The organism is Erwinia sp. STN24, assembly GCF_041320675.1.
Taxonomy (GTDB): Bacteria; Pseudomonadota; Gammaproteobacteria; order Enterobacterales; family Enterobacteriaceae; genus Erwinia; species Erwinia aeris.
On the sequence record NZ_JBGGPM010000006.1, the window covers coordinates 142,233 to 165,605 of the forward strand.

The 23,373-nt window shown below is 57.5% G+C and carries 20 protein-coding genes; 8 read left to right on the forward strand and 12 right to left on the reverse strand.

Features of this window, described 5'->3' with window-relative positions:
• Positions 1–155 precede the first annotated feature (155 nt).
• From ftsX to ftsY, 3 genes are read right to left on the reverse strand one after another with little or no spacing between them, the layout of a single operon-like run.
• A complete protein-coding gene (ftsX, locus tag ACA373_RS18810) occupies positions 156–1,142 on the reverse strand; it encodes a permease-like cell division protein FtsX (protein ID WP_253457488.1) in 987 nt (328 codons plus the stop codon).
• The gene (ftsE, locus tag ACA373_RS18815; RefSeq protein ID WP_125289938.1) at positions 1,132–1,800 is read right to left on the reverse strand and encodes a cell division ATP-binding protein FtsE; all 669 of its coding nucleotides are present in this window, start codon (positions 1,798–1,800) and stop codon (positions 1,132–1,134) included. Before ftsE ends, ftsX begins: the two co-directional genes overlap by 11 nt.
• Before the next feature lie 5 nt (positions 1,801–1,805).
• A complete protein-coding gene (gene ftsY / locus ACA373_RS18820) occupies positions 1,806–3,434 on the reverse strand; it encodes a signal recognition particle-docking protein FtsY (RefSeq protein WP_370734953.1) in 1,629 nt (542 codons plus the stop codon).
• Positions 3,435–3,600: 166 nt separating this feature from the next.
• Here ftsY and rsmD point away from each other — a divergent pair, with 166 nt between their 5' ends.
• Positions 3,601–4,206, forward strand: a complete 606-nt coding sequence (rsmD, locus tag ACA373_RS18825) for a 16S rRNA (guanine(966)-N(2))-methyltransferase (RefSeq protein WP_253457481.1) — start codon at positions 3,601–3,603, stop codon at positions 4,204–4,206.
• Positions 4,196–4,465 carry a DUF1145 family protein gene (locus ACA373_RS18830; protein WP_253457478.1) on the forward strand — a complete coding sequence of 90 codons (270 nt, stop codon included), beginning with the start codon at positions 4,196–4,198 and terminating at the stop codon, positions 4,463–4,465. The genes rsmD and ACA373_RS18830 overlap by 11 nt, the downstream gene beginning before the upstream one ends.
• Before the next feature lie 29 nt (positions 4,466–4,494).
• Here the strand turns inward: ACA373_RS18830 and ACA373_RS18835 are convergent, their stop codons facing one another.
• Positions 4,495–4,845 (reverse strand): DUF2500 domain-containing protein, encoded by a 351-nt coding sequence (locus tag ACA373_RS18835; RefSeq protein ID WP_253457475.1) that lies wholly within the window; start codon positions 4,843–4,845, stop codon positions 4,495–4,497.
• 132 nt (positions 4,846–4,977) lie between these two features.
• Between ACA373_RS18835 and ACA373_RS18840 the strand changes: the two genes are divergently transcribed.
• Together ACA373_RS18840 and ACA373_RS18845 are read left to right on the forward strand one after the other, a co-directional pair.
• The gene (locus tag ACA373_RS18840; protein WP_253457472.1) at positions 4,978–5,604 is read left to right on the forward strand and encodes a lysoplasmalogenase; all 627 of its coding nucleotides are present in this window, start codon (positions 4,978–4,980) and stop codon (positions 5,602–5,604) included.
• Positions 5,605–5,688: 84 nt separating this feature from the next.
• Positions 5,689–7,911 carry a zinc/cadmium/mercury/lead-transporting ATPase gene (locus tag ACA373_RS18845; protein ID WP_370734954.1) on the forward strand — a complete coding sequence of 741 codons (2,223 nt, stop codon included), beginning with the start codon at positions 5,689–5,691 and terminating at the stop codon, positions 7,909–7,911.
• 40 nt (positions 7,912–7,951) lie between these two features.
• On the opposite strand, the gene tusA is transcribed toward ACA373_RS18845, so the two are convergent.
• Positions 7,952–8,197 carry a sulfurtransferase TusA gene (gene tusA, locus ACA373_RS18850; RefSeq protein ID WP_253457466.1) on the reverse strand — a complete coding sequence of 82 codons (246 nt, stop codon included), beginning with the start codon at positions 8,195–8,197 and terminating at the stop codon, positions 7,952–7,954.
• Between the two features lie 195 nt (positions 8,198–8,392).
• Here tusA and ACA373_RS18855 point away from each other — a divergent pair, with 195 nt between their 5' ends.
• Positions 8,393–9,058 carry a 7-cyano-7-deazaguanine/7-aminomethyl-7-deazaguanine transporter gene (locus ACA373_RS18855; RefSeq protein WP_253457463.1) on the forward strand — a complete coding sequence of 222 codons (666 nt, stop codon included), beginning with the start codon at positions 8,393–8,395 and terminating at the stop codon, positions 9,056–9,058.
• A gap of 133 nt (positions 9,059–9,191) precedes the next feature.
• The gene (locus ACA373_RS18860; protein ID WP_125289947.1) at positions 9,192–9,749 is read left to right on the forward strand and encodes a DcrB family lipoprotein; all 558 of its coding nucleotides are present in this window, start codon (positions 9,192–9,194) and stop codon (positions 9,747–9,749) included.
• Between the two features lie 202 nt (positions 9,750–9,951).
• On the opposite strand, the gene iolE is transcribed toward ACA373_RS18860, so the two are convergent.
• From iolE to iolD, 4 genes are all read right to left on the reverse strand, one after another.
• Positions 9,952–10,848, reverse strand: coding sequence for a myo-inosose-2 dehydratase (gene iolE / locus ACA373_RS18865; RefSeq protein WP_253457460.1), 897 nt, complete (start codon positions 10,846–10,848; stop codon positions 9,952–9,954).
• A gap of 88 nt (positions 10,849–10,936) precedes the next feature.
• Positions 10,937–11,818 carry a sugar phosphate isomerase/epimerase family protein gene (locus ACA373_RS18870; RefSeq protein ID WP_301251882.1) on the reverse strand — a complete coding sequence of 294 codons (882 nt, stop codon included), beginning with the start codon at positions 11,816–11,818 and terminating at the stop codon, positions 10,937–10,939.
• 60 nt (positions 11,819–11,878) lie between these two features.
• On the reverse strand, positions 11,879–12,892 hold the full coding sequence (locus ACA373_RS18875) for a Gfo/Idh/MocA family protein (protein ID WP_253457454.1): 1,014 nt from the start codon (positions 12,890–12,892) through the stop codon (positions 11,879–11,881).
• A gap of 79 nt (positions 12,893–12,971) precedes the next feature.
• Positions 12,972–14,912: a 3D-(3,5/4)-trihydroxycyclohexane-1,2-dione acylhydrolase (decyclizing) gene (iolD, locus tag ACA373_RS18880; protein WP_253457452.1), complete on the reverse strand. Its 1,941-nt coding sequence runs from the start codon at positions 14,910–14,912 to the stop codon at positions 12,972–12,974.
• Positions 14,913–15,440: 528 nt separating this feature from the next.
• Between iolD and iolC the strand changes: the two genes are divergently transcribed.
• On the forward strand, positions 15,441–17,360 hold the full coding sequence (iolC, locus tag ACA373_RS18885; protein ID WP_253457449.1) for a 5-dehydro-2-deoxygluconokinase: 1,920 nt from the start codon (positions 15,441–15,443) through the stop codon (positions 17,358–17,360).
• Positions 17,361–17,625: 265 nt separating this feature from the next.
• Complete coding sequence (locus ACA373_RS18890; protein WP_253457446.1) at positions 17,626–18,465, forward strand: MurR/RpiR family transcriptional regulator; 840 nt, start codon at positions 17,626–17,628, stop codon at positions 18,463–18,465.
• Positions 18,466–18,736: 271 nt separating this feature from the next.
• Here the strand turns inward: ACA373_RS18890 and fdhF are convergent, their stop codons facing one another.
• The 3 genes from fdhF to ACA373_RS18905 are packed head-to-tail and all read right to left on the reverse strand — an operon-like array spanning position 18,737 to position 23,347.
• A complete protein-coding gene (fdhF, locus tag ACA373_RS18895; RefSeq protein ID WP_253457443.1) occupies positions 18,737–20,887 on the reverse strand; it encodes a formate dehydrogenase subunit alpha in 2,151 nt (716 codons plus the stop codon).
• Entirely contained in the window at positions 20,880–21,407 is a 528-nt protein-coding gene (locus ACA373_RS18900; protein ID WP_370734955.1) for a 4Fe-4S dicluster domain-containing protein, read from the reverse strand. Before ACA373_RS18900 ends, fdhF begins: the two co-directional genes overlap by 8 nt.
• On the reverse strand, positions 21,404–23,347 hold the full coding sequence (locus ACA373_RS18905; protein ID WP_370734956.1) for an FAD-dependent oxidoreductase: 1,944 nt from the start codon (positions 23,345–23,347) through the stop codon (positions 21,404–21,406). Before ACA373_RS18905 ends, ACA373_RS18900 begins: the two co-directional genes overlap by 4 nt.
• Positions 23,348–23,373 lie beyond the last annotated feature (26 nt).

Genomic DNA, 23,373 nt, shown 5'->3' on the forward strand with positions numbered 1-23,373 from the left:
CAAAGTTATCCACAAGTTCACTATCAGCTGTGCGTAATATACACACATTTCTCGGGAAGGGGAGCAGGCCGGAAAGATTTTTACGAGGAGGACTTCCTCTGCGGCACGATGCTCATGCAACAGAGGAATAGTATACCAAAAAAAATGAGAAGAGGTTACTGCGGCGTAAATCGACGTAAATGTTGCACCGTCGCCAGCCAGGCGGCAACCCAGCCGATCATGGCCGAAATCAGCAGCAGCAGCAGGCTTTCATCCCAGGCCAGCCCGTGCAGGCTAAAGGTGGTGCCGAACACGGCGGCAACCTGGGTGACCACCGATTCCAGGCGGAAAACCAGGATTTCGGACAGCGCCAGCGACAGCAGCGCGCCGCAGAAGCCCAGCAGCGCGCCGCCATACAGAAACGGTCGCAGAATAAAGCCGTCGGTCGCGCCGATCAGCTTCTGCACGTTAATCGTGTCGCGACGAGCAAAAATACTGAGCCGCACGCTGTTGCCGATCACCAGGAAGACCGCCACGATCATCAGGATGCCGATCATGGTCGCTACCTGGCCGACCAAACCTGCCAGCGCCGCCAGCCGGGCAAACCAGCTGTCGTCCATTTTTACTTCATCCACGCCCTGCACTTTCGCCACGCGGGAGCTGAGGTTCTTCATGGTGTCTGAGTTTTGAAAATTGATTTGCGGCGTGATGATGGCTACGGCCGGCAGCGGATTCTGCTCCAGCATATCCATCGCGCCGCCAAAGCCGGACCAGTTGCGGAACTCGCCCATCGCTTCTTCGCGCGACAGGTAGTTAACCTTATCCACACCCTCTTCTTTTTTCAGCTGGGCCACAACGTTCTCCGCCGCGTCGTCATCCAGCGTTTTGCTCAGATACACCGTCAGCTGCGGCGCGGGATACCACTGCTGCGCCGCGCTGCTGACGTTTTTCCACACCATAAAGCACACGCTTGGCAAGGTCAGAGAGATGGCGATCACCATCACCGTCAATAGCGTCGCCAGCGGCTGACGCCACATGTCGGACAGGGTGCCGCGCAGCGCATAGCGCCACTGCTCCTGCCAGCCGCCCTTCAGCGCTTTGCTTTTGGAAGGCTGCTTCGCCGCTTTTGGCGCGGCCGGACGCGGGTTACGCTTATTCGCCATAGTTGCCTCCGTGCAGACGCCCCTGATTCAGCGTCATCAGACGATAGTTGCGGCGGGCGATCAGCGCCCGGTCGTGAGTAGCCATCAGCACGGTCACGCCCACGCGGTTGAACTCTTCAAACAGGCGCAGGATATCTTCGGACAGGGCTTCATCCAGGTTGCCGGTTGGTTCATCCGCCAGCAGCACCGCAGGCTTGTTAACCACCGCGCGAGCGATGCCAACACGCTGCTGTTCGCCGCCCGACAGCTGAATAGGATAACTTTTCGCTTTGTCCAGCAGACCGACTTTATCCAGCGCGGCAGACACGCGACGGCGGATATCTTCCCCGCTTGCGCCCGCGATAATCAGCGGAATAGCCACGTTGTCATAGACGGACCTGTCCATCAGCAGATGGTGATCCTGGAAAATCATGCCGATCTGGCGGCGTAAAAAAGGCACTTCCCGGCTCTTCAGGCGGCTGATGTCGTGCCCGCTGAACCAGATATGGCCGGCGCTGGGGCGCTCGATGCCGCAGATCAGTTTCAGCAGGGTGCTTTTCCCCGCCCCGGAATGCCCGGTCAGAAACGCCATTTCTCCCGGTTGCAGATGAAAATCCACTCCCTGTAGCGCTTGCCGACCGCCGAGATAAGCCTTACTGACTTCTTCAAAGCGAATCATCCTAACTAGTCCTCTCGGGCAAATAGTGCCTCTATAAAATCGTCTGCCTTGAACGAGCGTAAATCTTCAATGCCTTCGCCGACGCCGATGTAGCGAATAGGAATACCGAACTGATCGGCCACCGAGAAGATCACGCCGCCTTTGGCGGTGCCGTCCAGCTTGGTCAGCGTGATGCCCGTCAGGCCCACCGCCTCATGGAACAGCTTAGTCTGGCTGATGGCGTTCTGGCCGGTGCTGGCGTCAACGGTCAGCATGACCTCGTGCGGCGCCTGCTCGTCCAGTTTTTTCATCACGCGCGTGATTTTCTTCAGCTCTTCCATCAGGTGCGATTTATTCTGCAAACGGCCTGCCGTATCGGCAATCAGGACGTCGACGTTGCGCGCTTTCGCCGCCTGAATCGCATCGAAAATGACCGAGGCGGAATCCGCGCCAGTATGCTGGGCGACAACAGGAATGTTGTTACGCTGCCCCCAGACCTGGAGCTGTTCGACCGCTGCCGCGCGGAAGGTGTCGCCCGCCGCCAGCATGACCGATTTGCCTTCCGCCTGATACTGGCGCGCCAGCTTGCCGATGGTGGTGGTTTTACCCACGCCGTTGACGCCGACCATCAGGATAACGAACGGCGTTTTGCCGGTGACGTCCAGCGGCGCCTCGACTTTCGCCAGAATGTCGGCCATTTCCTGCTTCAGCAGCCCGTATAGCGCTTCGGCGTCGCGCAGCTGTTTGCGGCTTGCCTGAGCGGTCAGGTTGGTAATGATGCGGCGCGTGGTCTCGACGCCTACGTCGGCGATCAGCAGCTGCTCTTCCAACTCTTCAAACAGCTCATCATCGATTTTTTTACCGCGGAACAGGCTGACGAAGCCGGAACCTAAATTCTGTCGCGTTTTAACCAGGCTGCGCTTCAGGCGGGCGAAGAAGCCTTCTTTGGTCGGGCGCGCCTGCTCTTCCGCAGCCTGCTCCTGCTCTTCAGCGGCGTTAGCCTGCTCAACTTTAACCAGCGCGGCAGCGACGGATTCTTCTTCCTCAATGACCTTCAGCTCAGCTTCTGAGGCACCGGCAGAGAGCGCGGCGGCTTCCAGTTCTTCCGGCGTGATGTCATCGGCCTGTTCGGCGGCGATCGCAGCTTCTTCCGGTTCCGGCGCGTTAGCAACAATCTCTTCAGGCAGAGGTTCCGGCTCCGCCTGTACGGCCGCCGTCTCTTCCGGCAGCCATTCTTCTTCTGGTTCCGCCTTAGCGACCGCAAGCTCTTCCGGCAACGGCTCTTCTTCCGGTTCCGGCCTGGCGGCTACGCTCGCTTCCGGCAGCCACTCTTCTTCTGGCTCCGCCTTAGCGACCGCAAGCTCTTCCGGCAACAGCTCCTCTTTCGGCTCCGTCCTGGCGGCAGGTTTAGCGGCTGCGCGCGCTTCCGGCTCTGTTCTGGCCTGTTCGTTCGGGTCTCGTACTGCCTGCTCGCGAGCGACGGTTTCCGTCACTTCTACAACGGCTTCGGCGCGCTGCTCCACGTCAGGGGGCGTGGCGGCGTCTGCGGTTTCGCTCTGCTGCTGTTCTGACGTTTGGACCTCTTCCTCAGGCGCTTTTTCTTCGCGTCCTAATCCCAGCCAGGAAAAAAAGCCACGTTTTTTATTTTTTGCCATGGTGCAACCACACTCCTCGCGGGGAAAAAAACCGTCAGGTCTCTGAAAATAATCTTAATCCCCTAGTCTAACACTTTCCTGCTGACGCAACACAGCACCCTTTTTACGTTTCCTCTGCCCGGTAAGCCCGTTAAACTGTGCAACAAATTATGAAGAGTTAAGTCAGATGAATAAAAAACCTCGCGGCGGCAGCGCCGGACAGATCCGCATCATTGGCGGCCAGTGGCGCGGCAGAAAGCTGCCGGTGCCCGACAGTGCCGGACTGCGCCCTACCACCGATCGCGTGCGTGAGACGCTGTTTAACTGGCTGGCGCCCGATATTCAGGGCGCGCGTTGTCTGGACTGCTTTGCCGGCAGCGGCGCGCTGGGGCTGGAAGCGCTGTCGCGCCATGCGGCCTCGGCTACGCTGCTGGAGCTGGAGCGCCCGGTCGCGCAGCAGCTGGAGAAAAACCTGGCCACGCTGGGCGCGGCAAACGGCCGCGTGATTAATACCAATACGCTACAGTTTCTGGCGAAGCCTGGCGAACCTCACCAGATGGCCTTTATCGATCCGCCGTTCCGCAAAGGGCTGCTGGAAGAAACGCTGACGCTGCTGGAAAGCCAGGGCTGGCTGGCGGAAGAAGCCTTAATCTATGTAGAAAGCGAAGTGGAAAGCGGCGTGCCGCCCGTGCCGGTAAACTGGCAGCTGTACCGCGAGAAGGTCGCCGGACAGGTTGCCTGTCGTCTTTATGTTCGTCGTTCCCCTGAGAAGAGAGAAAGCCATGCTGATTAATCTGGGCAGAGCGCTGATGGTATGCGTATGGGCCTTTTTGCTGCTCAACCTGATCCATCCTTACCCCGCGCCGCTAAAATATTTTATTAACGTCGCGCTGTTCTTTATGGTGATTATGCACGGCTTACAGCTGGTGCTGATGCGCGCCACGCAGGCTAAAGAGGCGCCAAAACTGAGCGGCGCGCTTCAGGCTAAGATCTTCTTTTTTGGCGTGTTTGAACTGCTGGCCTGGCAGAAAAAGCAGTTTCCCAAACAGTAGGCGGCCGGGTCGTCTTTCCGGCCATGCCGTCAGCGCGGCCGGAAGGCGATAAATCGCGTGCCCTGTACCTGTAGTTCGCCCTTTTCTCCCCGTGCCAGCTGGTGATAGTCGCTGGCTTTCAGTACCAGCTTAAAATCTCCCGCGCCGTTCAGCGGATGGAACCACGCTTCGTATCGCATTGTTTCGACCGGAATATTTTCACGCTGGCGCGAGCGTAGGGCAGAGGTGGAGACTTCCCGTTTGTCTTTGATTTCGACCGGCAGGCTGCGTACGGGCGAAGCATCGTTGACCGCCACTTCCTGTCGCTGTTTGATAAATTGCCGGGTTGCCAGCACGGCGATAATGGCCAGCGTAATAAAAAAAATCAGGGGTGGCTTCACGACTTTTCCTCTTTTTTGCAGCGTAAACAGAAAGAATACAACCAGAGACCTCTCATTGTCACATCGTTGGCCCCTGTCCTAAACTAAAACCAGAACTGTGGAATTTAGCATCTAAAAACAAAGGGACACATTATGATCTGGTCGTTTCTGGCAGTGCTTTTTTCCGGCTGGCTGTACGTTGACGCTACTTACCGTGGCCCGCAATGGCAGCGCTGGGTCTTTAAACCGGTCACGCTTTTACTGCTGCTCGCCTGGGCCTGGCAAGCGCCAGCGTTAAGCGCCACGGATTATCTCATTCTGTTTGGTCTGCTGGCGACGCTGGTCGGCGATGCGCTGATGCTGCTGCCCGAACGGCGGATGCTCTACGCTATCGGCGCATTTTTCCTCTCGCATCTGCTTTATACCATCTGCTTCGCCAGCCATATGACGCTGACGTTCTTCTGGCCGATCCCATTGACCGTATTGGTTATCGGCGCGCTGCTGATTGCGGCTATCTGGACAAAGCTGGAGGATCTGCGCTGGCCGGTTTGCACCTTTATCGGCATGACGCTGCTGATGGTCTGGCTGACCACCGAGCAATACGTTTTCCGGCCGACGGACTACGGTTTCTCATTAATGGTCGGAACGTCGCTGCTGCTGCTCGCCAATATCGTTTGGCTGGTTAGCCACTATCGTCGCCGCTTTGCCGCCGACAGTGCCATCACGGCCGCCTGTTATTTCGCGGGTCACTTTATGATCGTCCGCTCGCTCTATCTCTGATTTATGCCTTGACTCTGGAGTCAGCTCCAGAGTGTAAGATAAGCCTGGCGGGGAAGCAGCCCGTCAGGCTTATCTGGAGGCGTCATGCAACAACACCCATCTTCTCCCTGCCTTTGCGGGCAGCGCCACGCGGCCGGACAGCAAGGTTGCAGCAGGCCGCGTCCCGAACTGGGGAAAATCACCTCTTTTCACATCCAGTGCGCCACCGCCAGCGATCCGCTGCCTGAGAAAGAAGAAAGCATCGGCGCGGACTACAGCTGGCAAATCGGCGGCATGGACTGTCCGGGCTGCGCCAGGAAAATCGAAAACGCTGTAGGCCAGCTGCAAGGCGTCACTCAGGCTCGCGTCCTGTTCGCTACGGAAAAGCTGGTGGTAAGCGCCGATAAAGATGTGCAGCAGCAGGTTGAGCAGGCGGTTGCCAGAGCCGGGTTTACCCTGCGCTCTGCCACGCAGCCAGCGGCAAAGTCAGCCGGGTTCTGGCGGGAAAACGGCATGCTGCTGCTGCTCGGCGGGCTTCTGCTCGCCAGCTGGCTGCTACAGACGATCGATCCGCAGGCCGGGAAAGTCGCGTTTATCGTCACCACGCTGGCGGGCTGCTGGCCCGTTGCCCGTACCGCCCTGCGCCTGATGCGCAGCGGGACGCCTTTTGCCATTGAAACGTTAATGACCGTAGCCGCGCTTGGCGCGCTTTTTATCGGTGCGACCGCAGAGGCGGCCATGGTGCTGCTGCTGTTTATGCTTGGGGAACGTCTGGAGGCTTTTGCAGCAGGGCGCGCGCGCCGTGGCGTAACGGCGCTGATGGCGTTAAAACCCGAGCAGGCGTTGCGCATCCGGAACGAGGTGCGTGAAACCGTGGCCGTGAGCGCGCTACGGCCTGGCGATCTTATTGAGGTTGCCGCAGGCGGGCGCCTGCCTGCCGACGCCAGCCTGGTCACATCCTTCGCCAGCTTTGATGAAAGCGCGCTGACTGGCGAATCCATGCCGGTAGAGCGGCAGGCAGGCGAAGCCGTGGCGGCAGGCAGCCTGAGCGTCGATAGCCTGGTGAGGCTGAAAGTCACGTCAAAACCTGGCCAGAGCGCTATCGACCGTATCCTGCATTTGATTGAAGAAGCAGACGCTAACCGCGCGCCGGTCGAACGTTTTCTCGATCGGTTCAGCCGCATTTACACGCCGCTGGTGATGGCTGTCGCGCTGCTGGTGGCAACCGTGCCGCCGCTGTTCTTTGCCGGCGACTGGCCGTCATGGATTTATAAAGGGCTGACTTTGCTGCTGATCGGCTGCCCCTGCGCGCTGGTGATCTCTACGCCAGCGGCGATCACCTCCGGCCTGGCCGCTGCGGCCCGCCATGGCGTACTGATTAAGGGCGGCGCGGCGCTGGAAAGCCTCAACGGCGTGCGCACGCTGGCGTTCGACAAAACCGGCACGCTGACCGAAGGCAAACCCCGTATTGAGAGCATTCAGGCCTTTGCTGCCCTCAGCGAAGCGGAACTGCTGACTAAAGCCGCTGCCGTTGAGCAGGGTTCTTCTCATCCGCTGGCCAGGGCGATTGTGCGGCTGGCAGAGCAGCGCCAGCTTGTTATACCTGCCGCTACGGCGCAGCGGGCGGTGGCAGGAAGCGGTATAGAAGCAACAGTGAGCGGTCACAAACTTTTAATCTGCGCGCCCGCTGGACTAAGGCTGACAGCAGAACAGCTGAAGATTGTGGCGGAGCTGGAGTCGGCGGGAAATACGGTGGTCATTATCGTACAGGATGCTATGCCGATCGGACTTATCGCACTGCGCGATACGCTACGTGCGGACGCTGTTGCCGCGCTGAGCGAACTTCATGCTTTAAACATAGAAACGGTCATGCTGACCGGCGACAACCCGCGCGCGGCGGCCGCTATCGCCAACGAGCTTGCCATCAGCTATCGCGCGGGCCTGCTGCCTGCGGACAAAGTAGCGGCCATTCATGAGCTAAACCAACGGCGCGCCGTAGCGATGGTCGGCGACGGCATCAACGATGCGCCTGCAATGAAAGCGGCAACGGTGGGCATTGCGATGGGCGGCGGCAGCGACGTCGCGCTGGAAACCGCCGACGCGGCGCTGACGCATAACCGGCTGGCGGGCCTGGCGACGATGATCCGCCTGGCACGCGCCACCCATGCCAATATCCGGCAGAATATTGCGCTGGCGCTCGGGCTGAAGGGGGTATTTCTGGTCACCACGCTGCTGGGCATTACCGGGCTGTGGCTGGCCGTGCTGGCGGACTCCGGCGCCACCGCGTTGGTCACGGCGAACGCGCTACGATTGCTGAGTAAGCGCTAACTTTACAACCTGCCCGTGGTGATACGGGCAGGACGCGGCGCTACAACCCCTTTTTTAACAGATAGCGATAGGGTAATTCCTCGGTTGCCTGTGCCAGCAGCGTATGTTCCATAAAGCGGCAGAAACCGGGGATATCGCGCGTGGTGGCCGGATCGTCGGCGATAACCAGCAGCGTTTCGCCCTCCTGCATATGGCGTACGGCTTTACGCACCATCATCACCGGCTCAGGACAGCGCAGGCCCAAAGCATCCAGGGTTTGGTCGGGATTTGCGAACGGTTCGCTCATAACATTCTCAATCAGACAGGAAATGCCCCTATTTTACCCCCGACGTCGGTATGTGCAAGCCAGGCTATGAACGACAACGTTTGCGCTAAAATTAACCATTGCATTAGCAGGCTGATTCGGTAAGATGCCGCGCAATCGCTCAGGCGAGACAATTTTTTGGGTTCCCTCACCCCATAGTTAAAAAAGGCTACATCGATGATCTCTTTCTCTTCTCGTCAGCGTACACATGCGCTGATCTGGCTATCGCTGTTCCATCTGCTGGTTATTACCTCCAGTAATTATCTGGTGCAGCTGCCCATTTCGATTTTTGGTTTCCATACCACCTGGGGCGCGTTCAGCTTTCCCTTTATCTTTCTGGCTACCGATTTAACGGTACGAATTTTCGGCGCGCCGCTGGCCCGACGAATTATTCTTGCGGTGATGATCCCGGCGCTGTTTATCTCCTATAGCATTTCTGCGCTGTTCTATCAGGGCGAATGGCAGGGACTGGGCGCGTTGGCAAGCGTTAACCTGTTTGTCGCTCGTATCGCCTGCGCCAGCTTTATGGCCTATGCGCTGGGACAAATCCTCGACGTGCACGTTTTTAACCGCTTGCGCAAGCTGCCGCAATGGTGGGTAGCCCCCGCCTCCGCTATGTTCCTGGGCAATATCAGCGACACGCTGGCGTTCTTTTTTATCGCTTTCTACAAAAGCCCCGATCCGTTTATGGCACAGAACTGGGTGGAAATTGCGCTGGTGGACTACAGCTTTAAGGTGCTTATCTGCATGATTTTCTTCCTGCCGGCCTATGGCGTGCTGTTAAACGCCACGCTGAAGCGGATAACGGAAAAATCCTCTGGCGCTCAGGTCAACTTCGGCTAGTCTGTCACTCTGTGGCGTCGCGCCCGGCCATGCATTTTGGCGGGCAGCGCGCCACGGCAGGTTGCTTTTAGCCGCTGATTACTATTGTATAAGTTGCTGAACAGCGCGAACGACTAACGTAAAAGGGATCACGATGCGTAACTTACTGAAATATGCCGGTATCGGTTTACTGGTGGTCGGACTGGCCGCCTGCGACGGCAAAGATGATAAAGCCGCCGCCGATGATAACGGCGTCAGCAGCAGCCAAAGCAGCCAGACCGTTACCCTGATGGACGGCAAGCTCAGCTTCTCGCTGCCGGCAGGCATGTCCGATCAAAGTGGAAAAATGGGCACGCAGGCCAATAATATGCACGTGTACGCCGATGCCAGCGGCCAGAAAGCGATTATCGTGATTGCGGGCGACGCCACGAATGAAAGCCTGGACGTGCTGGCGAAGCGCCTGGAAGATCAGCAGCGTAACCGCGATGCGCAGCTGCAGGTAGTGACCAATAAATCTGTCGAGCTGAAAGGCCAGCCAGCACAGCAGCTGGATTCGGTGATTTCGGCCAAGGGCCAGTCTTCCTGGTCGTCAGTGCTGCTGGCGAAAGTTGACGGCAAACTGCTGACCCTGCAGATTACGCTGCCTGCGGACAATCAGCAGCAGTCGCAGACCGAAGCAGAGAATATTATCAACACGGTAGTGCTGAAATAATTTCCCTTTAAAAAATAGCGCCCGGCGGAAATATCGGGCGCTATTTTTATTTACGCGGCGGTTTTGCAACAGCCTTTTCCCGACCGCGCCGTTTACTAAGTCCTGTTGCCGTTGTGATGGGAAACGCATGCCTGACCATCACTTTCCCGGCTTACTCCTTACTGGCTAACATTTCCCTGTGGGCAATGCCTGACAGATCGGCTTACAGACCTGCGTGTTCGCGAATATATTTTCGGGCCTTAACGGCATATTCGAACGGATTCGCCAGCGCCGGATCCTGCTCCGCCTCCACCACCATCCAGCCTTTGTAACCCGACTCGTCCAGGATTTTAAACACCGGATCAAAATCAATCACGCCATCGCCGGGAACGGTAAAGGTACCTTTTTTTACGCCGTCCAGGAAAGAGAGCCGCTGGCTTCTGACCTGTGCCACCACCTCATCACGCACGTCCTTCAGATGTACGTGATTGATTCGCGGCAGATATTTTTCCAGAATGGCCAGCATTTGCGCCTGGCTGCCTTCCGAGTAGTAGGCATGGCCGGTATCGAACAACAGATAAACGTTGTCCTGGGTCAACGACATAAATTTGTCGATCTCTGCCGCAGTCTGAATGGCCGTCCCCATATGATGGTGCAAACAAACCTGCATGCCTTTTTCCGCCGCCAGCGCGGCCAGCTCGTTATAGCCCTCCGCCGTCAGCCGCCACTCCTCTTCGGTAAAATGCGGCTTCTCTTCCAGCACCGCCAGCGTGGTGCCCTGAATGCTTTTGCTCTGCTCGGAGCAGCCGATCACTTTAGCGCCCATCGCGTGAAGAAAGTCGCGATGGTTGATAAATTCATCAATGGTTTTTGCCCTGTCGCCATTGGCGAAAAAGGTGCTGAACCAGGCGTTGCAGATTTGAATACCGCGAATGTTCAGCATCGGTTTCAGCACCGCCGGATCGCGCGGATATTTACTGCCGACCTCACTGCCGGTGAAGCCAGCCAGCGCCATTTCGCTGACGATTTGCTGGAAAGTGTTTTCTGCACCCAGCTCAGGCATATCGTCATTGGTCCAGCCAATCGGGGCTATCGCCAGCTTTACGTTCTCTTTGTTCATGGTGGTGCCTCAGCGGTCTGTCATTAAGATGGCGCGGCGCGCCTGCCTGGGCTTTCCGCGCGTAGGATCGGCCTGTTGCGCCTGAAGGTTAGCGAAGCAGTTCGCGCTCGATCAGCTCACGGGTTTCCACGGCCTGATATTTCATTTTTTCCGGATAGCCAAACAGCGAGGCGGCAACTATCGACTCGCCGCCGACTTTATAAGTGCGGTTGGCAAAATCCATCTCGCGCAGGGTTTTAAACAGCGTATCGAAATCCACTTCGCCTTCGCCCACGCCCACGTGCTGATGGATGGTGGCATCCACGCCTGGCGGATTGACGATATAGCGGCAGTGTTTGGTGTGGTTCATGGTATCGGCGATGAGCACGTGTGAAAGGTCGCCGCCCGCATATTCCAGCATGCTTTTTACGTCGCCTTTGCCTTTGTCGTAGAAGAAGGTATGCGGCACGCTATAAAGATATTTGACGTTTTCGCTGCGGAACGACTTCACCAGATCGGCAGTTTCGTTGTTTTCTTCGCAGAAATCCCACGGGTGTGACTGAATTTCAATACGAATACCTTCCCGCTCGACGATGGGCAGCAGCTCCTCCATGGAGCGGTAAAACATCTCTTCGCAGATCTCCGGTTCGTTCGGCGTGCCGGAAAGCTCGGTATTGATAACCTGCACGCCAGTTTCCACCGCGATTTCAATCATACGCTTCCAGTTGCGCACGGCCGCCTGGCGACGTGCCTCATCCGGGCCTGACCAACGGTAGACCACGATATAGGAAGAGATTTCCAGCCCGGTTTCACGCAGCGCGTTTTTGTATTCGGTGATGATTTCCCGGCTGGCCCTGGGATGTTTGTAGAACGGATTAATCTGCGGATGCGGCGACTGCTCAATATATTTGTAGCCCCACTCCGCCACCTGGTGAACCATTTTGGTGATGCCCAAATCTTTAATGACGTCTACATCAAAGGCGATTTTCATCGGTTTCTCCCTGCTAATCATTTGACAACCCCTCTGCCTGCGCAGAGGAGTCGGTCGGCATTATTTGTTGTAAAACGCCGGACGCGGCGGCAGCTCAACGCTTTCAATCGCCCCGCTTTCCTGCGCCTTCAGGCAGGCATCTGCCGCTACGGAAGCCGCATAGCCATCCCATGCGGAAGGGCCGTGCAGTTGGCCAGCCGTGACGTCATTGATAAACGCCTGTAGCTCAACGTCATAGGCATCGATAAAGCGATCCTTCCAGTCGGTCAGAATGGAAGTGGAGAGCTTCGCCTCTTTACGCAGCTGGACAGAGGCTGGCTCCGGCAGTCTGGCGATCCCGGTTTCGCCCACGACCTCACACTGAATGTCGTAGCCATAGGCGCAGTTAACGAAGATTTCGACGTCGATGCGCACGCCTTTTTGCGTTTCAAACAGCACGATTTGCGGATCGCGCAGCTTCGCATGCGTATTTTTGGTATCACGCGGGAAAACCACCTGAACCGTTTTATAGTCGTCCTCGGTCAGCCAGCGCAGCACGTCCAGCTCGTGGATCAGCGTGCTGGTGATCGCCATATCGGTGGTATAGCTTTCTGGTACGCTTGGGTTGCGATGGGCGCAGTGCAGCATCAGCGGCTCGCCGATATCGCCGTTGGTGATAACCTGCTTTAACGCGCGATAGCCGGTATCGTAAGGACGCATAAAGCCCACCTGCACCAGACGCTTGCCGTGGGCAATTTCAGCCTCCACCACGCGGCGGCAGCCTTCAGCCGTCAGCGCCAGCGGCTTTTCACAAAATACCGGTTTGCCCGCCGCGATGGCCGCGAGCGTAAATTCTTCATGCGTGGGATCCCAGGAGGTGACGATTAGCGCGTCAACGTCAGAGGAGCGAATAACATCGTGGCCGTTGGCATAGACTTCCGCCTCCAGACCCAGACGGCTAACCACGCCTTTAGCGCCTTCGATATTAATATCGGAGACGGCCACCACTTTCGCGCCCTGCAACACTTTGCTGCAGCGACGAATATGTTCCTGACCGATTGCGCCGGTGCCGATTACGCCAAGTTTCAGTGTCATAACTACTCCGTTCGAATGTAGGGTATAGGGGAGTCTTCCGGACGGGAAAACCCGTCCGGTTCAGGCCACAGAGAATGAATTAGTATTTACGTGCCTGGTCGAGATGCTCGTTCAGCATGTGGGCCACGGCGTTAATGCGTTCGGACTGCGATACCTGCGCGCCGCCCACGTGCCACCAGCTGAAATATTTGTGCACCATGGTTTTTGGCAGCACTTTAATGTCAATCAGCGTGGATACCGGCGACTGACGCGCTTCTTCCAACGCCTGCTTCAGCTGCGCCAGCGTGGTGACGCGCCATGTTTTACAGCCGTAGCCAGCGGCGATGGCGGCGAAATCTACCGGGATCAGGCCGCCGTCCAGCTTGCCGCCTTCGGCATTGCGGAAGCGGAACTCGGTGGTAAAGCTGTCCATGCCGTGTTCCATTTGCAGGTTGTTGATGCAGCCGTTAGTCATGTTGTCGAACAGCACCACGTTGATTTTGGCGTTCTCCTGGAGAGAGGTCACCAGCTCGGAGTGCAGCATCATAAAGGAGCCGTCGCCGACCAGCGTGTAGACCTCGCGGTGCGGCTCGGCCAGCTTGACCCCGAGCGAAGCGTTGACCTCGTAGCCCATACAGGAATAGCCGTACTCAACGTGATAGCCGTTGTAATCCTTATTGCGCCACACGCGTTGCAGATCGCCCGGCAGGCTACCGGCCGCGGCGACGATCACCGCATCCTTTGGGAGATTTTCATTTAGCGTACCCAGCACGCTGCTTTGCGTCAGGAACGAATCGGTCAGCCGGTTGAATTCGGCAAAAACGGCCTCGCGATCCAGACGATCGTCAATCTCCGGCACAAAACCCTCGTTGCTGTAAACCGCCTGATAAACGCGCTGCGTTTCCTTCAATAATTTGCTCTGTGCCTGAGCAATTTTCTCTCCCCAGCCGCTGGTGAAGCCCTGAGCGGCCAGCCGGTTATCCAGTGCGGTAAGCGCCTCGCGCGCATCGGCCACCACCTGTACGCCGTCCAGCTTCCAGGCATCAAAGCTGCTGACGTTAACGTTGAGATAGCTGACGTCCGGGTTCTGGAAGATCCATTTTGAAGCGGTGGTGAAATCGGTGTAACGCGTGCCGACGCCAATCACCAGATCGGCCTCCTTCGCCAGCAGGTTGGCCGCCAGGCAGCCGGTTTCACCCACGCCGCCGACGTTCAGCGGATGATCGGAAAGGATCGTGCCCTTACCGGCCTGCGTTTCCGCAAACGGGATTTGATGACGCTCGGCAAACTGGCGGAGCGCCTCGCCCGCTTCGGAATATTTCACGCCGCCGCCGCAGACAATCAGCGGCTTGCGTTTGCCGGCGATCAGCTTCAGCGCGGCCGCCAGCTGGGCTTCGGTCGGCAGACGGCGATCGAGCAGGTGCACGCGCTTCTGGAAGAAATAGTCGGGATAATCCCAGGCTTCGCCCTGCACGTCCTGCGGCAGCGAAAGGGTAACGGCGCCGGTTTCTGCCGGATCGGTCAGCACGCGCATGGCGTTGATGCAGGCGGTCATCAGCTGTTCCGGGCGGTTTATCCGATCCCAGTATTTGCTGACCGCGCGAAACGCATCGTTGGTGCTGATGCTAAGATCGTGACTCTGTTCAATCTGTTGCAGCACCGGATCGGGCTGGCGGGTAGCAAACACATCGCCAGGCAGCAGCAGTAAAGGAATACGGTTAGCGGAAGCGGTGCCCGCAGCGGTGATCATATTGGCCGCGCCAGGCCCCACGGAAGAGGTGCAGGCGATGATCTCCCGCCGCAGCTTCTGCTTGGCGTAGCCGATAGCGGCGTGCGCCATGCCCTGTTCGTTACGCCCCTGACGCACGATCAGATCGCCGCTGTCCTGCTCCAGCGCCTGCCCCAGTCCCAGCACGTTGCCGTGGCCGAAAATAGCAAAAATGCCCTTCACAAACTTGGTTTCGACGCCATCTACCGACAGATACTGATTGTCGAGAAATCTGACTAAAGCCTGTGCCGTGGTTAATCTGATCTTGCCCATTTGCTCTTCCTTACGGTACGGCGACAGACCGTCGGTCTGCCGCGTTTCGCCCGAGTAATCGCCACTGCGGTAATGGCCGAAAATGAAACGTGAGGCGATTATAAACAAATATTTTTTTCACTAAACCACATTACAGAAGAAACATTTCATTTTGCGAGTGAGATCAAATTATGCCCTGCAACGCACATCGCCGGAATGCCTGGCCCGGCAGCAGCAGCATGGCCTGATGCCAGCAACAAAAATGCGGATTATTTCTTTATATATCAAATAAATAATTAATATAAATACACATTTTTTAACCTGTCTGTTGCCTGGCTGAAACCATGAAAAGAGTGCCGTGACAGCGCCATATCGCCGCAAAATGCGAGAGTTTTAGCCACTTCACATTTTTGGGGTATAAATTTCACTCTTGGTTGAAGTTGAAATATTTATTCCCCATACTGATTTTCACTTCATATCCGGACGCCGCTATGCGTTCAGGAGGATGCGCTGACACAGCGCGGCTGGCCTATCACAGAAGGAAACAGAATGAGTACACAACAGAAGCGGCTTGATGTGATCTGTATCGGGCGCATTGCCGTTGACCTCTATGGTCAGCAGATTGGTGCCCGGCTGGAAGATATGAGCACATTTTCCAAATATCTGGGTGGGTCGTCCGGCAATGTCGCTTACGGTACGGCCATTCAGGGGCTGAAATCCGGTATGTTGGCCCGCGTGGGCGATGAGCATATGGGCCGCTTTCTGCGGGAAGAGCTGCAGCGCGTAGGTGCGGATACCGAATGCCTGATCACGGATAAAACCCGCCTGACAGGCCTGGTGATCCTCGGGATCAAAGATCAGGATACTTTCCCGCTGGTGTTCTATCGGGATAACTGCGCTGATATGGGCCTGACGCCTGAAGATATTCAGGAAGATTACATCGCCTCTTCCCGCGCCGTGGCGGTGACCGGCACGCATCTGTCTCATCCTGATACCCGCGCTGCCGTGCTGAAGGCGTTGGACATCGCTCGTCGCCACGGTCTGCGCACCGCGCTGGACATTGATTATCGTCCGGTTCTGTGGGGGCTGACCTCGCTCGGTGACGGTGAAACCCGCTTTATCGAATCCAGCCACGTGACGCAGCAGCTGCAGGAAGTGCTGCATTATTTCGATCTGGTGGTCGGCACCGAAGAGGAGTTTCATATCGCCGGCGGCAGTACCGATACGCTGACCGCGTTGAAAAACGTCCGTCAGGCAACTAAAGCGACGCTGGTTTGCAAACGAGGAGCGCTGGGCTGCGTGGTGCTGGAGGGCGAAATCCCGACAAGCTGGGAGCAGACGAAACTGCAAAGCGGCGTGCGCGTGGAAGTGTTGAACGTGCTGGGCGCGGGCGATGCTTTTATGTCCGGCCTGCTGCGCGGCTGGCTGAACGATGAGAGCTGGGAACAGGCGTGCCGCTACGCCAACGCCTGCGGCGCGCTGGTGGTTTCGCGTCACGGCTGCGCGCCGGCGATGCCGACCAAAGCCGAGCTGGATGACTTCCTGAGCCGCGATAAAGAAGTTAAGCGGCCCGACCTGGACAGCCGCCTGAATCACCTGCATCGCGTTACCACGCGTAAACAGCAGTGGCCGGAGCTGTGCGTGTTCGCTTTTGACCATCGTAAACAGCTGGTAGATATGGCGAACGAGGCGGGCGTGGACACGACCCGCCTGCCGGAGCTGAAAACGCTATTGCTGCGCGCGGCGCAGGAAGCCGCCACGGAAGCCGGGCTGGATCGCCGTAGCGGCATTCTGGCCGATACCACCTTCGGGCAATCCACGCTGAATGCGATTACCGGCAAAGGCTGGTGGATCGGTCGTCCGATTGAGATGCCAGGCTCAAGGCCGCTGCGTCTGGAGCATGGCAATATCGGTTCGCAGCTGGTGGACTGGCCGCAGGAGCATGTGGTGAAGTGCCTGGTTTTCTATCATCCGCACGACAGCGCCGAGCTGCGTAAAGAGCAGGACGAGCTCATCCTTGACGTCTGGCAAGGCTGTAATAAGACCGGCCATGAACTGCTGCTGGAAGTGATCCTGCCGGAAAATAATCCGGATAAACAAGAGTCTTACTATCTGGAGATGCTGAGCCACTTCTATTCGCTGGGCATCCAGCCGGACTGGTGGAAACTGCCGCCGCTGAGCCTGGAAAGCTGGCAGGCCATCAGCGGGCTGATTGAGCAGCAGGATCCCTGGTGTCGCGGCATTTTGATCCTGGGACTGGATGCGCCGGAAGAGAAGCTGAAGGCGGGATTCGCCGCGGCGGCGCAGGCTCCCTGGGTAAAAGGTTTTGCGGTAGGCCGCACTATTTTTGGCCAGCCTTCACGCCAGTGGCTGCAAGGTGAACTTAATGACGAAGCCCTGATCGCTGAGGTAAAAGGGAATTATCTGCGCCTGATCGACTACTGGCGGGAAGTCCGTCCTGCAACCTGACCTTCCGTGCCTGTACCGCCCGCCAGCTGCATTTTCCGTCCGCTGGCGGTGCGGTTAATTTCACCTGTTTTTTGACTTCCTCCCGGTTTACGTTTTTAAAAAAGGCGAACGTCGGCAAAGCCGCAGCGATCGTGTTTTTTTCTGTGATGGAATTCATATAGCGATGAAATAGAACCGCTGAATTTCGTTAGCAAGTGAAATTTTTTGTTCATCTGATAGAATAACCGCCAGAAGAATATGACTAAAATTTAGCGAGCCTGAGTCAATGACTATTACCCCAACACAGCTTTCCCTGTTACAGGACGATATTCGTCGTCGCTACGATACCCTGAGTAAGCGCCTTAAACAGGTGGCTCGCTATATCCTCGACAACAGCAACAGTATCGCTTTTGACACCGTAGCCTCGATCGCCCAGCAGGCCGACGTGCCGCCTTCTACGCTAATTCGCTTCTCCAACGCATTTGGCTTCAGCGGCTTTAACGAAATGAAGCAGGTGTTTCGTCAGCATCTGATGGAAGAAACCGTTAACTATACCGAGCGCGCGCGTTTGTTCCGCCAGACCTCGACGGATGAAACGGCCACGCCGCCGGAAAACCCGGCTGAAATTCTCAACGTCTTTACCATGGTCAATTCCCAGGCTTTGCAGCAGCTGGCGATGCAGACCAACCCGGAACAGCTGAATAAAGCCGTAGAGCTGCTGGCGCAGGCGGAAAATATCTATGTGATTGGCCTGCGTCGTTCGTTCAGCGTCGCTTCCTATCTGACCTATGCGCTGCGCCATCTGGAACGTCGCGCTTTTTTAATCGACGGCCTGGGTGGGATGTTTACCGAGCAGCTCAGCATGGTGAACCCTAAAGACGTGGTGATCGCTATCAGCTATTCGCCCTATGCGCGTGAAGCCGTCGAGCTGGTTGAGCTGGGTGCTAAACGCGGCGCGCAGCAGATTGCCATTACCGACAGCCAGGTCAGCCCGCTGGCCGCCTTCAGCGACGTCTGCTTTGTGGTGCGTGAAGCCCAGGTTGACGGCTTCCGTTCACAGGTTGCTTCGCTGTGCCTTGCGCAGACGCTGGCCGTTTCTCTGGCGCTGCACAACGTCAAGGACTGATCGGCCGCCTGATGGCGTTAGTGTAAAACCAGGCAGCGGCTGCCCGGGAGTTTAAAGCCGCTGACCCGAGGGTCATAAACCGCCAGGCCTGAAGGTTAGACACAGCCAGACCCGAAGGTCGCAAACCGCCAGGCCTGAAGGTTAGACACAGCCAGACCCGAAGGTCGCAAACCGCCAGACCTGAAGGTTAGAAATAGCCAGTTTTGCGAGTTAAAAGCCGCGGATCCGAGGTTGTAAACCGCCAGAACCGAGGGTTGCAAACCGCCAGGCCTTACGTCAGCGGCGCCGCCGCTTTCGCCAGGCGATCCTTCATTTGTCGATAGCGCTCCGTAACCTGCTGTTCCGCCCACTGCGCATCGGCGATTTTCTCTACCCTGACAGCGCAGTGTTTAAACTCCGGCGTTTTCGCTACCGGATCGACATGATCGAGGGTCAGCTCATTACAGGCACCTATCCACCACTGATAGGTCATATAGACCGCGCCCTGATTTGTTCTGTCGCTGACTTCAGCTCTGCTAAGCACCCTGCCGCGCCGCGAAGCTACCCATACCAGTTCGCCGTTATGGATATTCAGCGCACGCGCGTCTGCCGTATTCATCTGGATCCTGCCGGGTTCATCGGCCTGAGCCGCCAGGGCGTGGCAGTTGCCGGTCATCGAGCGGCAGCTGTAGTGGCCCACTTCACGCACCGTACAGAGCACCAGCGGCCAGGCTTCATCGGTTGCTTCGGCGGGCGGCTGCCAGTCGCAGGCAAACAGCAGCCCTTTACCGGAAGGACGCGAAAAGCGGTTTCCTTCATAGAGGTAAGGCGTGCCGGGATGTGCTTCATCAGGACAGGGCCACTGCACGTAGCCGAACCCGGCCATTTTCTCCCAGGTGGCGCCGGTGTACAGCGGGCAAAGCGCGCGCAATTCATCCCAGATCGCTTTATTGTTTTCGTAGCGCATGGGATACCCCATCGCCTGCGCCACGCGGCAGATAATTTCCCAGTCCGGCAGGACGTCGCCCTGCGGCTCTACAGCTTTTTCAAAGCGCTGGAACCCTCGATCGGCACTGGTATAAACGCCCTCATGCTCGCCCCAGCTGGTGGCGGGCAACAGAACATCCGCCAGCTCTGCCGTTTTGGTCATAAAAATATCCTGCACCACGATCAGATCCAGCTTTGCCATCGCCTGACGCATCAGGGCAAGATCCGGTTCGGTTTGCAGCGGATCTTCGCCCATAATCCAGTAGGCACGCAGCTTGCCCTCCAGCGCTAAATGGGGAACATCGGTAATGGCGTATCCGGGTTTATCACTGAGCGAGTCAACGCCCCAGGCGGCGGCAAATTTTTCGCGTACCGCCTTATCCGTTACGGGCTGATAGCCGGGGAAAACATCTGGCAGAGCGCCCATATCGCAGGCACCCTGAACGTTATTTTGCCCTCTGACCGGCCCCACGCCGACGCCCGGCCGCCCGAAATTGCCGGTAGCCAGCGCCAGGCTGGCCAATCCTTTCACCACATCCACGCCCTGCCCCCACTGGGTCACGCCCATTCCCCATAAAATAGTGGCGTTGCGGGCGCTGGCATAAAGGCGAGCAGCCTGGCGAATAAGCTCCGGCTTGAGTCCTGTGATGGCTTCCACCGCTTCCGGCGAATAGCGCTGGACGCCTTCCCGCCACGCTTCCAGCCCTTCCGTATGCTTATCGATATAGCTTTTGTCCCACAGTTTTTCAGCGATCAGCACGTGAGCAAGCGCGTTCACCAGCGCCATATTGCTGCCGTTTTTTAGCGGTAGCCACAGATCGGCCAGCCGGGCGCTTTCGATATAGCGCGGATCGCAGACGATAATTTTGGCCCCTTTCTCTTTGGCATGCAGAATGCGTCTGGCCACGATCGGATGAGAATCCGCAGCGTTATAACCAAAGATAAGCAGGCAGTCGCTTTCTTCAATATCCTTCATGCCGTTGCTCATCGCCCCATTGCCCAGCGTCGCCCGCAGGCCGGCGACGGAAGGGCCGTGGCACACCCTGGCGCAGCAGTCGATGTTATTGCTTCCCAATACGGCGCGCGCAAACTTCTGCATAACATAGTTGGTTTCGTTTCCCGGCCCGCGTGAAGATCCGGTAACCATAATGCTTTCAGGCCCTGAACGAGCGCGAATTTTTTGCAGCCGCCTGCTGACAAAATCGATAGCTTCCTGCCAGCTGACTTTTTCAAAAGGCCCGCCTCGTTTACGACGAATGGCAGGATGCTGCAAGCGCGGCGTCAGCAGGCGGGTATTATTCAAAAACTCCCAGCCGAAGTAGCCCTTCAGGCAAAGCTTTCCCTCATTGGTTACGCCGGGCGCGCCTTCCGCGCCAACGACTTTCCCGTCTGCAATCTGCAACGCGATTTTGCAGCCGCAGCCGCAGTAGGGACAAACAACAATCGCTTTATCCATGTGTCTCCACCTCCTGTACATAAGGGCCGTTCAGCTGGCTTTCTGCTGCGGCTCGCTGCTGCTTTTGCTGCTGTCGCTGTGTCAGTCCGGCGGCGGTCATCAAAGTCAACGCGCCGGTTGGGCACACGTGGATGCAGGCAGGCCCGTCGGATTGACCCGCGCAAAGATCGCATTTCACTATCAGCGGCTTTTCTTCAGGCTTGCTGACGATTTCAATGGCGCCAAACGGGCAGGCGATAACGCAGCTTTTGCAGTCAATACAGCGGTGACGGCGGGTTGCTATCATACCCAGCTCGCCCTTATACAGCGCCGCAACAGGGCACGCAGAGACGCAGGGCGCGTTATTACACTGATGGCACATAACGGGAACGCTAACCTGCGACGATTTAATAACCTTCAGGCGAGGGAAATAGCGCTGCGCAGCCAGTAACGGCGTGCCCGTATGCGCCACGGCGCAGGCAACCTCACAGGTATGGCAGCCGATACATTTTTCAGGCTGGGCGACGATAAACTGGCTCATAAAGCCGACTCCTTTCTTTCTGCGCGGGTCATTTCCGCGCTCTGTTCAAACATCGCCAGCATCTCCCGCGCGCTGCGACGCCCTTCCGCCATAGCCGTTACCACCAAATCGGCACCGTGCACGGCGTCCCCGGCGGCAAACACTTTTGGATGATGCGTTTGCGTTGTGCGGCCCGCCTGGCCTGTTTTAATCAGCCCCCAACGATCGAAACGAATCGCCTGTCCCGCCAGCCAGGGCATCTCGTGCGCCTGAAAGCCAAAGGCCAGGATCAGCGCGTCGGCAGCCAGCACGAATTCAGATCCTTTGACTGGCTGCGGTCGTCGACGCCCGTCGCTGCCTGGCTCACCGGCAACGGTGCGGATCATCCCTATGCCGCTCAGGCGACCGCCCTTATCCAGCTCGATATATTGCGGCAGCAGGTTAAACATAAATTCCACGCCTTCTTCGCGCGCGTTGGCGACCTCTTTTTTAGAGCCAGGCATACTCTCTTCATCGCGTCGATAGGCGCAAATTACCTGTTTCGCCTGCTGCCGGATGGCGGTACGCACGCAGTCCATCGCCGTATCGCCGCCGCCCAGTACTACGACTTTTTTTCCCTTCAGCGAGACATAAGGCTGCAGTTCATCCTCTGCCAGCCCCATGACCCGTCGCGTATTAGCGGTCAGATAGGGCAGCGCCTGAATAACGCCGGGCGCATCCTCATGCTCAAGGCCCGCCTGCATCAATTTATAGGTGCCCACGCCCAAAAAGACGGCGTCGTAATCCGCCAGCAGACGAGAGAAAGGAAGATCGCGGCCAATTTCGCAGTTAAGGTGAAACTTAATTCCCATTTCGCTGAAAATAGCGCGGCGGGTTGCCATCAGCTGTTTATCCAGCTTGAAAGAGGGGATCCCAAAGGTCAGCATCCCGCCGATTTCGGGATGGCGATCGTAGACATCCACCTGAACGCCGCTGCGCGCAAGGATATCGGCACAGCCCAGCCCGGCAGGCCCGGCGCCCACCACCGCTACCTTTTCACGCCGGGCCTCAATCGCTGGCGGCGTCGGGCGCCAGCCCTGCCTGAACGCTTCATCAGTGATGTAACGCTCGAGGTTACCTATCGAAACCGCGCCCGACCGACCGCTGAGCGTACATGCGCCTTCGCAGAGCCGATCCTGTGGACAGACGCGCCCGCAAATTTCCGGCAGGCTGCTGGTCTGGTGCGACAGCTCTGCCGCATCGATAATTCGCCCCTCCTGCACCAGGCGGATAAAATCGGGAATGGCGTTGTGCAGCGGGCAGGCCCAGCCGCACCACGCTTTTTGCGCGCAATAAAGGCAGCGCTCGGCCTCATAGCCCGCCTGCGACGGCGAGAGGCCCTGATAAATCTCGCAGAAATGCCTGGCGCGCTCCGTGGGTTTAAGCTTGCGGGCGCCAATGCGCGGCAGCTTATCCAGCGCCTTTGCGGCGCGTCCGGCTACTGGCCGCAGCGCTTTATCGTCAGCGGTGGCGTACTGACGGTATTGCCGAAGCCGCGTCAATGTATTTTCATCCATCACCTGCAGCGCCTGGGTCGGGCAGGAAGCCACGCAAGCGGGCTTGCCCTGCTCGGTTTGCTCACAGAGATCGCACTTACTCATTACGTCTTCAGAAGCAGCCGGTTCAATCGCACCAAACGGGCAGGCCAGCAGACAATTTTTGCAGCCTATGCACTTTTCCTCATGCAGCCGCACGCTGTTGTATTGAAAAACAAGCGCCTGAGTTGGGCAACTGGCGACGCAGGGCGCTTTGTTGCACTGACGACAGGTAACGGGGCCGCAGCCTTTGACAAGATGAATGCGCGGCCGAAACTGCCCACGATGGGCTGGCCATTCGCCATCGCCGTGCGCTAGTGCGCAGGCCACTTCACAAACATGACAATCGATACACTCGCTGGGATTAACAGTGACAAACCGGTTCATTTTTACTCCTTTTTATGCCGCACAGA

What these genes read in the sequence shown, in the direction of transcription:
- ACA373_RS18900 (WP_370734955.1), bottom strand. Translation starts at nt 21,407, where the DNA reads ATGAGCCAGTTTATCGTCGCCCAGCCTGAAAAATGTATCGGCTGCCAT.
- ACA373_RS18830 (WP_253457478.1), top strand. Translation starts at nt 4,196, where the DNA reads ATGCTGATTAATCTGGGCAGAGCGCTGATGGTATGCGTATGGGCCTTT.
- rsmD (WP_253457481.1), top strand. Translation starts at nt 3,601, where the DNA reads ATGAATAAAAAACCTCGCGGCGGCAGCGCCGGACAGATCCGCATCATT.
- ftsE (WP_125289938.1), bottom strand. Translation starts at nt 1,800, where the DNA reads ATGATTCGCTTTGAAGAAGTCAGTAAGGCTTATCTCGGCGGTCGGCAA.
- ftsX (WP_253457488.1), bottom strand. Translation starts at nt 1,142, where the DNA reads ATGGCGAATAAGCGTAACCCGCGTCCGGCCGCGCCAAAAGCGGCGAAG.
- ACA373_RS18890 (WP_253457446.1), top strand. Translation starts at nt 17,626, where the DNA reads ATGACTATTACCCCAACACAGCTTTCCCTGTTACAGGACGATATTCGT.
- iolC (WP_253457449.1), top strand. Translation starts at nt 15,441, where the DNA reads ATGAGTACACAACAGAAGCGGCTTGATGTGATCTGTATCGGGCGCATT.
- ACA373_RS18870 (WP_301251882.1), bottom strand. Translation starts at nt 11,818, where the DNA reads ATGAAAATCGCCTTTGATGTAGACGTCATTAAAGATTTGGGCATCACC.
- ACA373_RS18875 (WP_253457454.1), bottom strand. Translation starts at nt 12,892, where the DNA reads ATGACACTGAAACTTGGCGTAATCGGCACCGGCGCAATCGGTCAGGAA.
- tusA (WP_253457466.1), bottom strand. Translation starts at nt 8,197, where the DNA reads ATGAGCGAACCGTTCGCAAATCCCGACCAAACCCTGGATGCTTTGGGC.
- ACA373_RS18840 (WP_253457472.1), top strand. Translation starts at nt 4,978, where the DNA reads ATGATCTGGTCGTTTCTGGCAGTGCTTTTTTCCGGCTGGCTGTACGTT.
- ftsY (WP_370734953.1), bottom strand. Translation starts at nt 3,434, where the DNA reads ATGGCAAAAAATAAAAAACGTGGCTTTTTTTCCTGGCTGGGATTAGGA.
- fdhF (WP_253457443.1), bottom strand. Translation starts at nt 20,887, where the DNA reads ATGGATAAAGCGATTGTTGTTTGTCCCTACTGCGGCTGCGGCTGCAAA.
- iolD (WP_253457452.1), bottom strand. Translation starts at nt 14,912, where the DNA reads ATGGGCAAGATCAGATTAACCACGGCACAGGCTTTAGTCAGATTTCTC.
- ACA373_RS18860 (WP_125289947.1), top strand. Translation starts at nt 9,192, where the DNA reads ATGCGTAACTTACTGAAATATGCCGGTATCGGTTTACTGGTGGTCGGA.
- ACA373_RS18905 (WP_370734956.1), bottom strand. Translation starts at nt 23,347, where the DNA reads ATGAACCGGTTTGTCACTGTTAATCCCAGCGAGTGTATCGATTGTCAT.
- ACA373_RS18845 (WP_370734954.1), top strand. Translation starts at nt 5,689, where the DNA reads ATGCAACAACACCCATCTTCTCCCTGCCTTTGCGGGCAGCGCCACGCG.
- ACA373_RS18855 (WP_253457463.1), top strand. Translation starts at nt 8,393, where the DNA reads ATGATCTCTTTCTCTTCTCGTCAGCGTACACATGCGCTGATCTGGCTA.
- iolE (WP_253457460.1), bottom strand. Translation starts at nt 10,848, where the DNA reads ATGAACAAAGAGAACGTAAAGCTGGCGATAGCCCCGATTGGCTGGACC.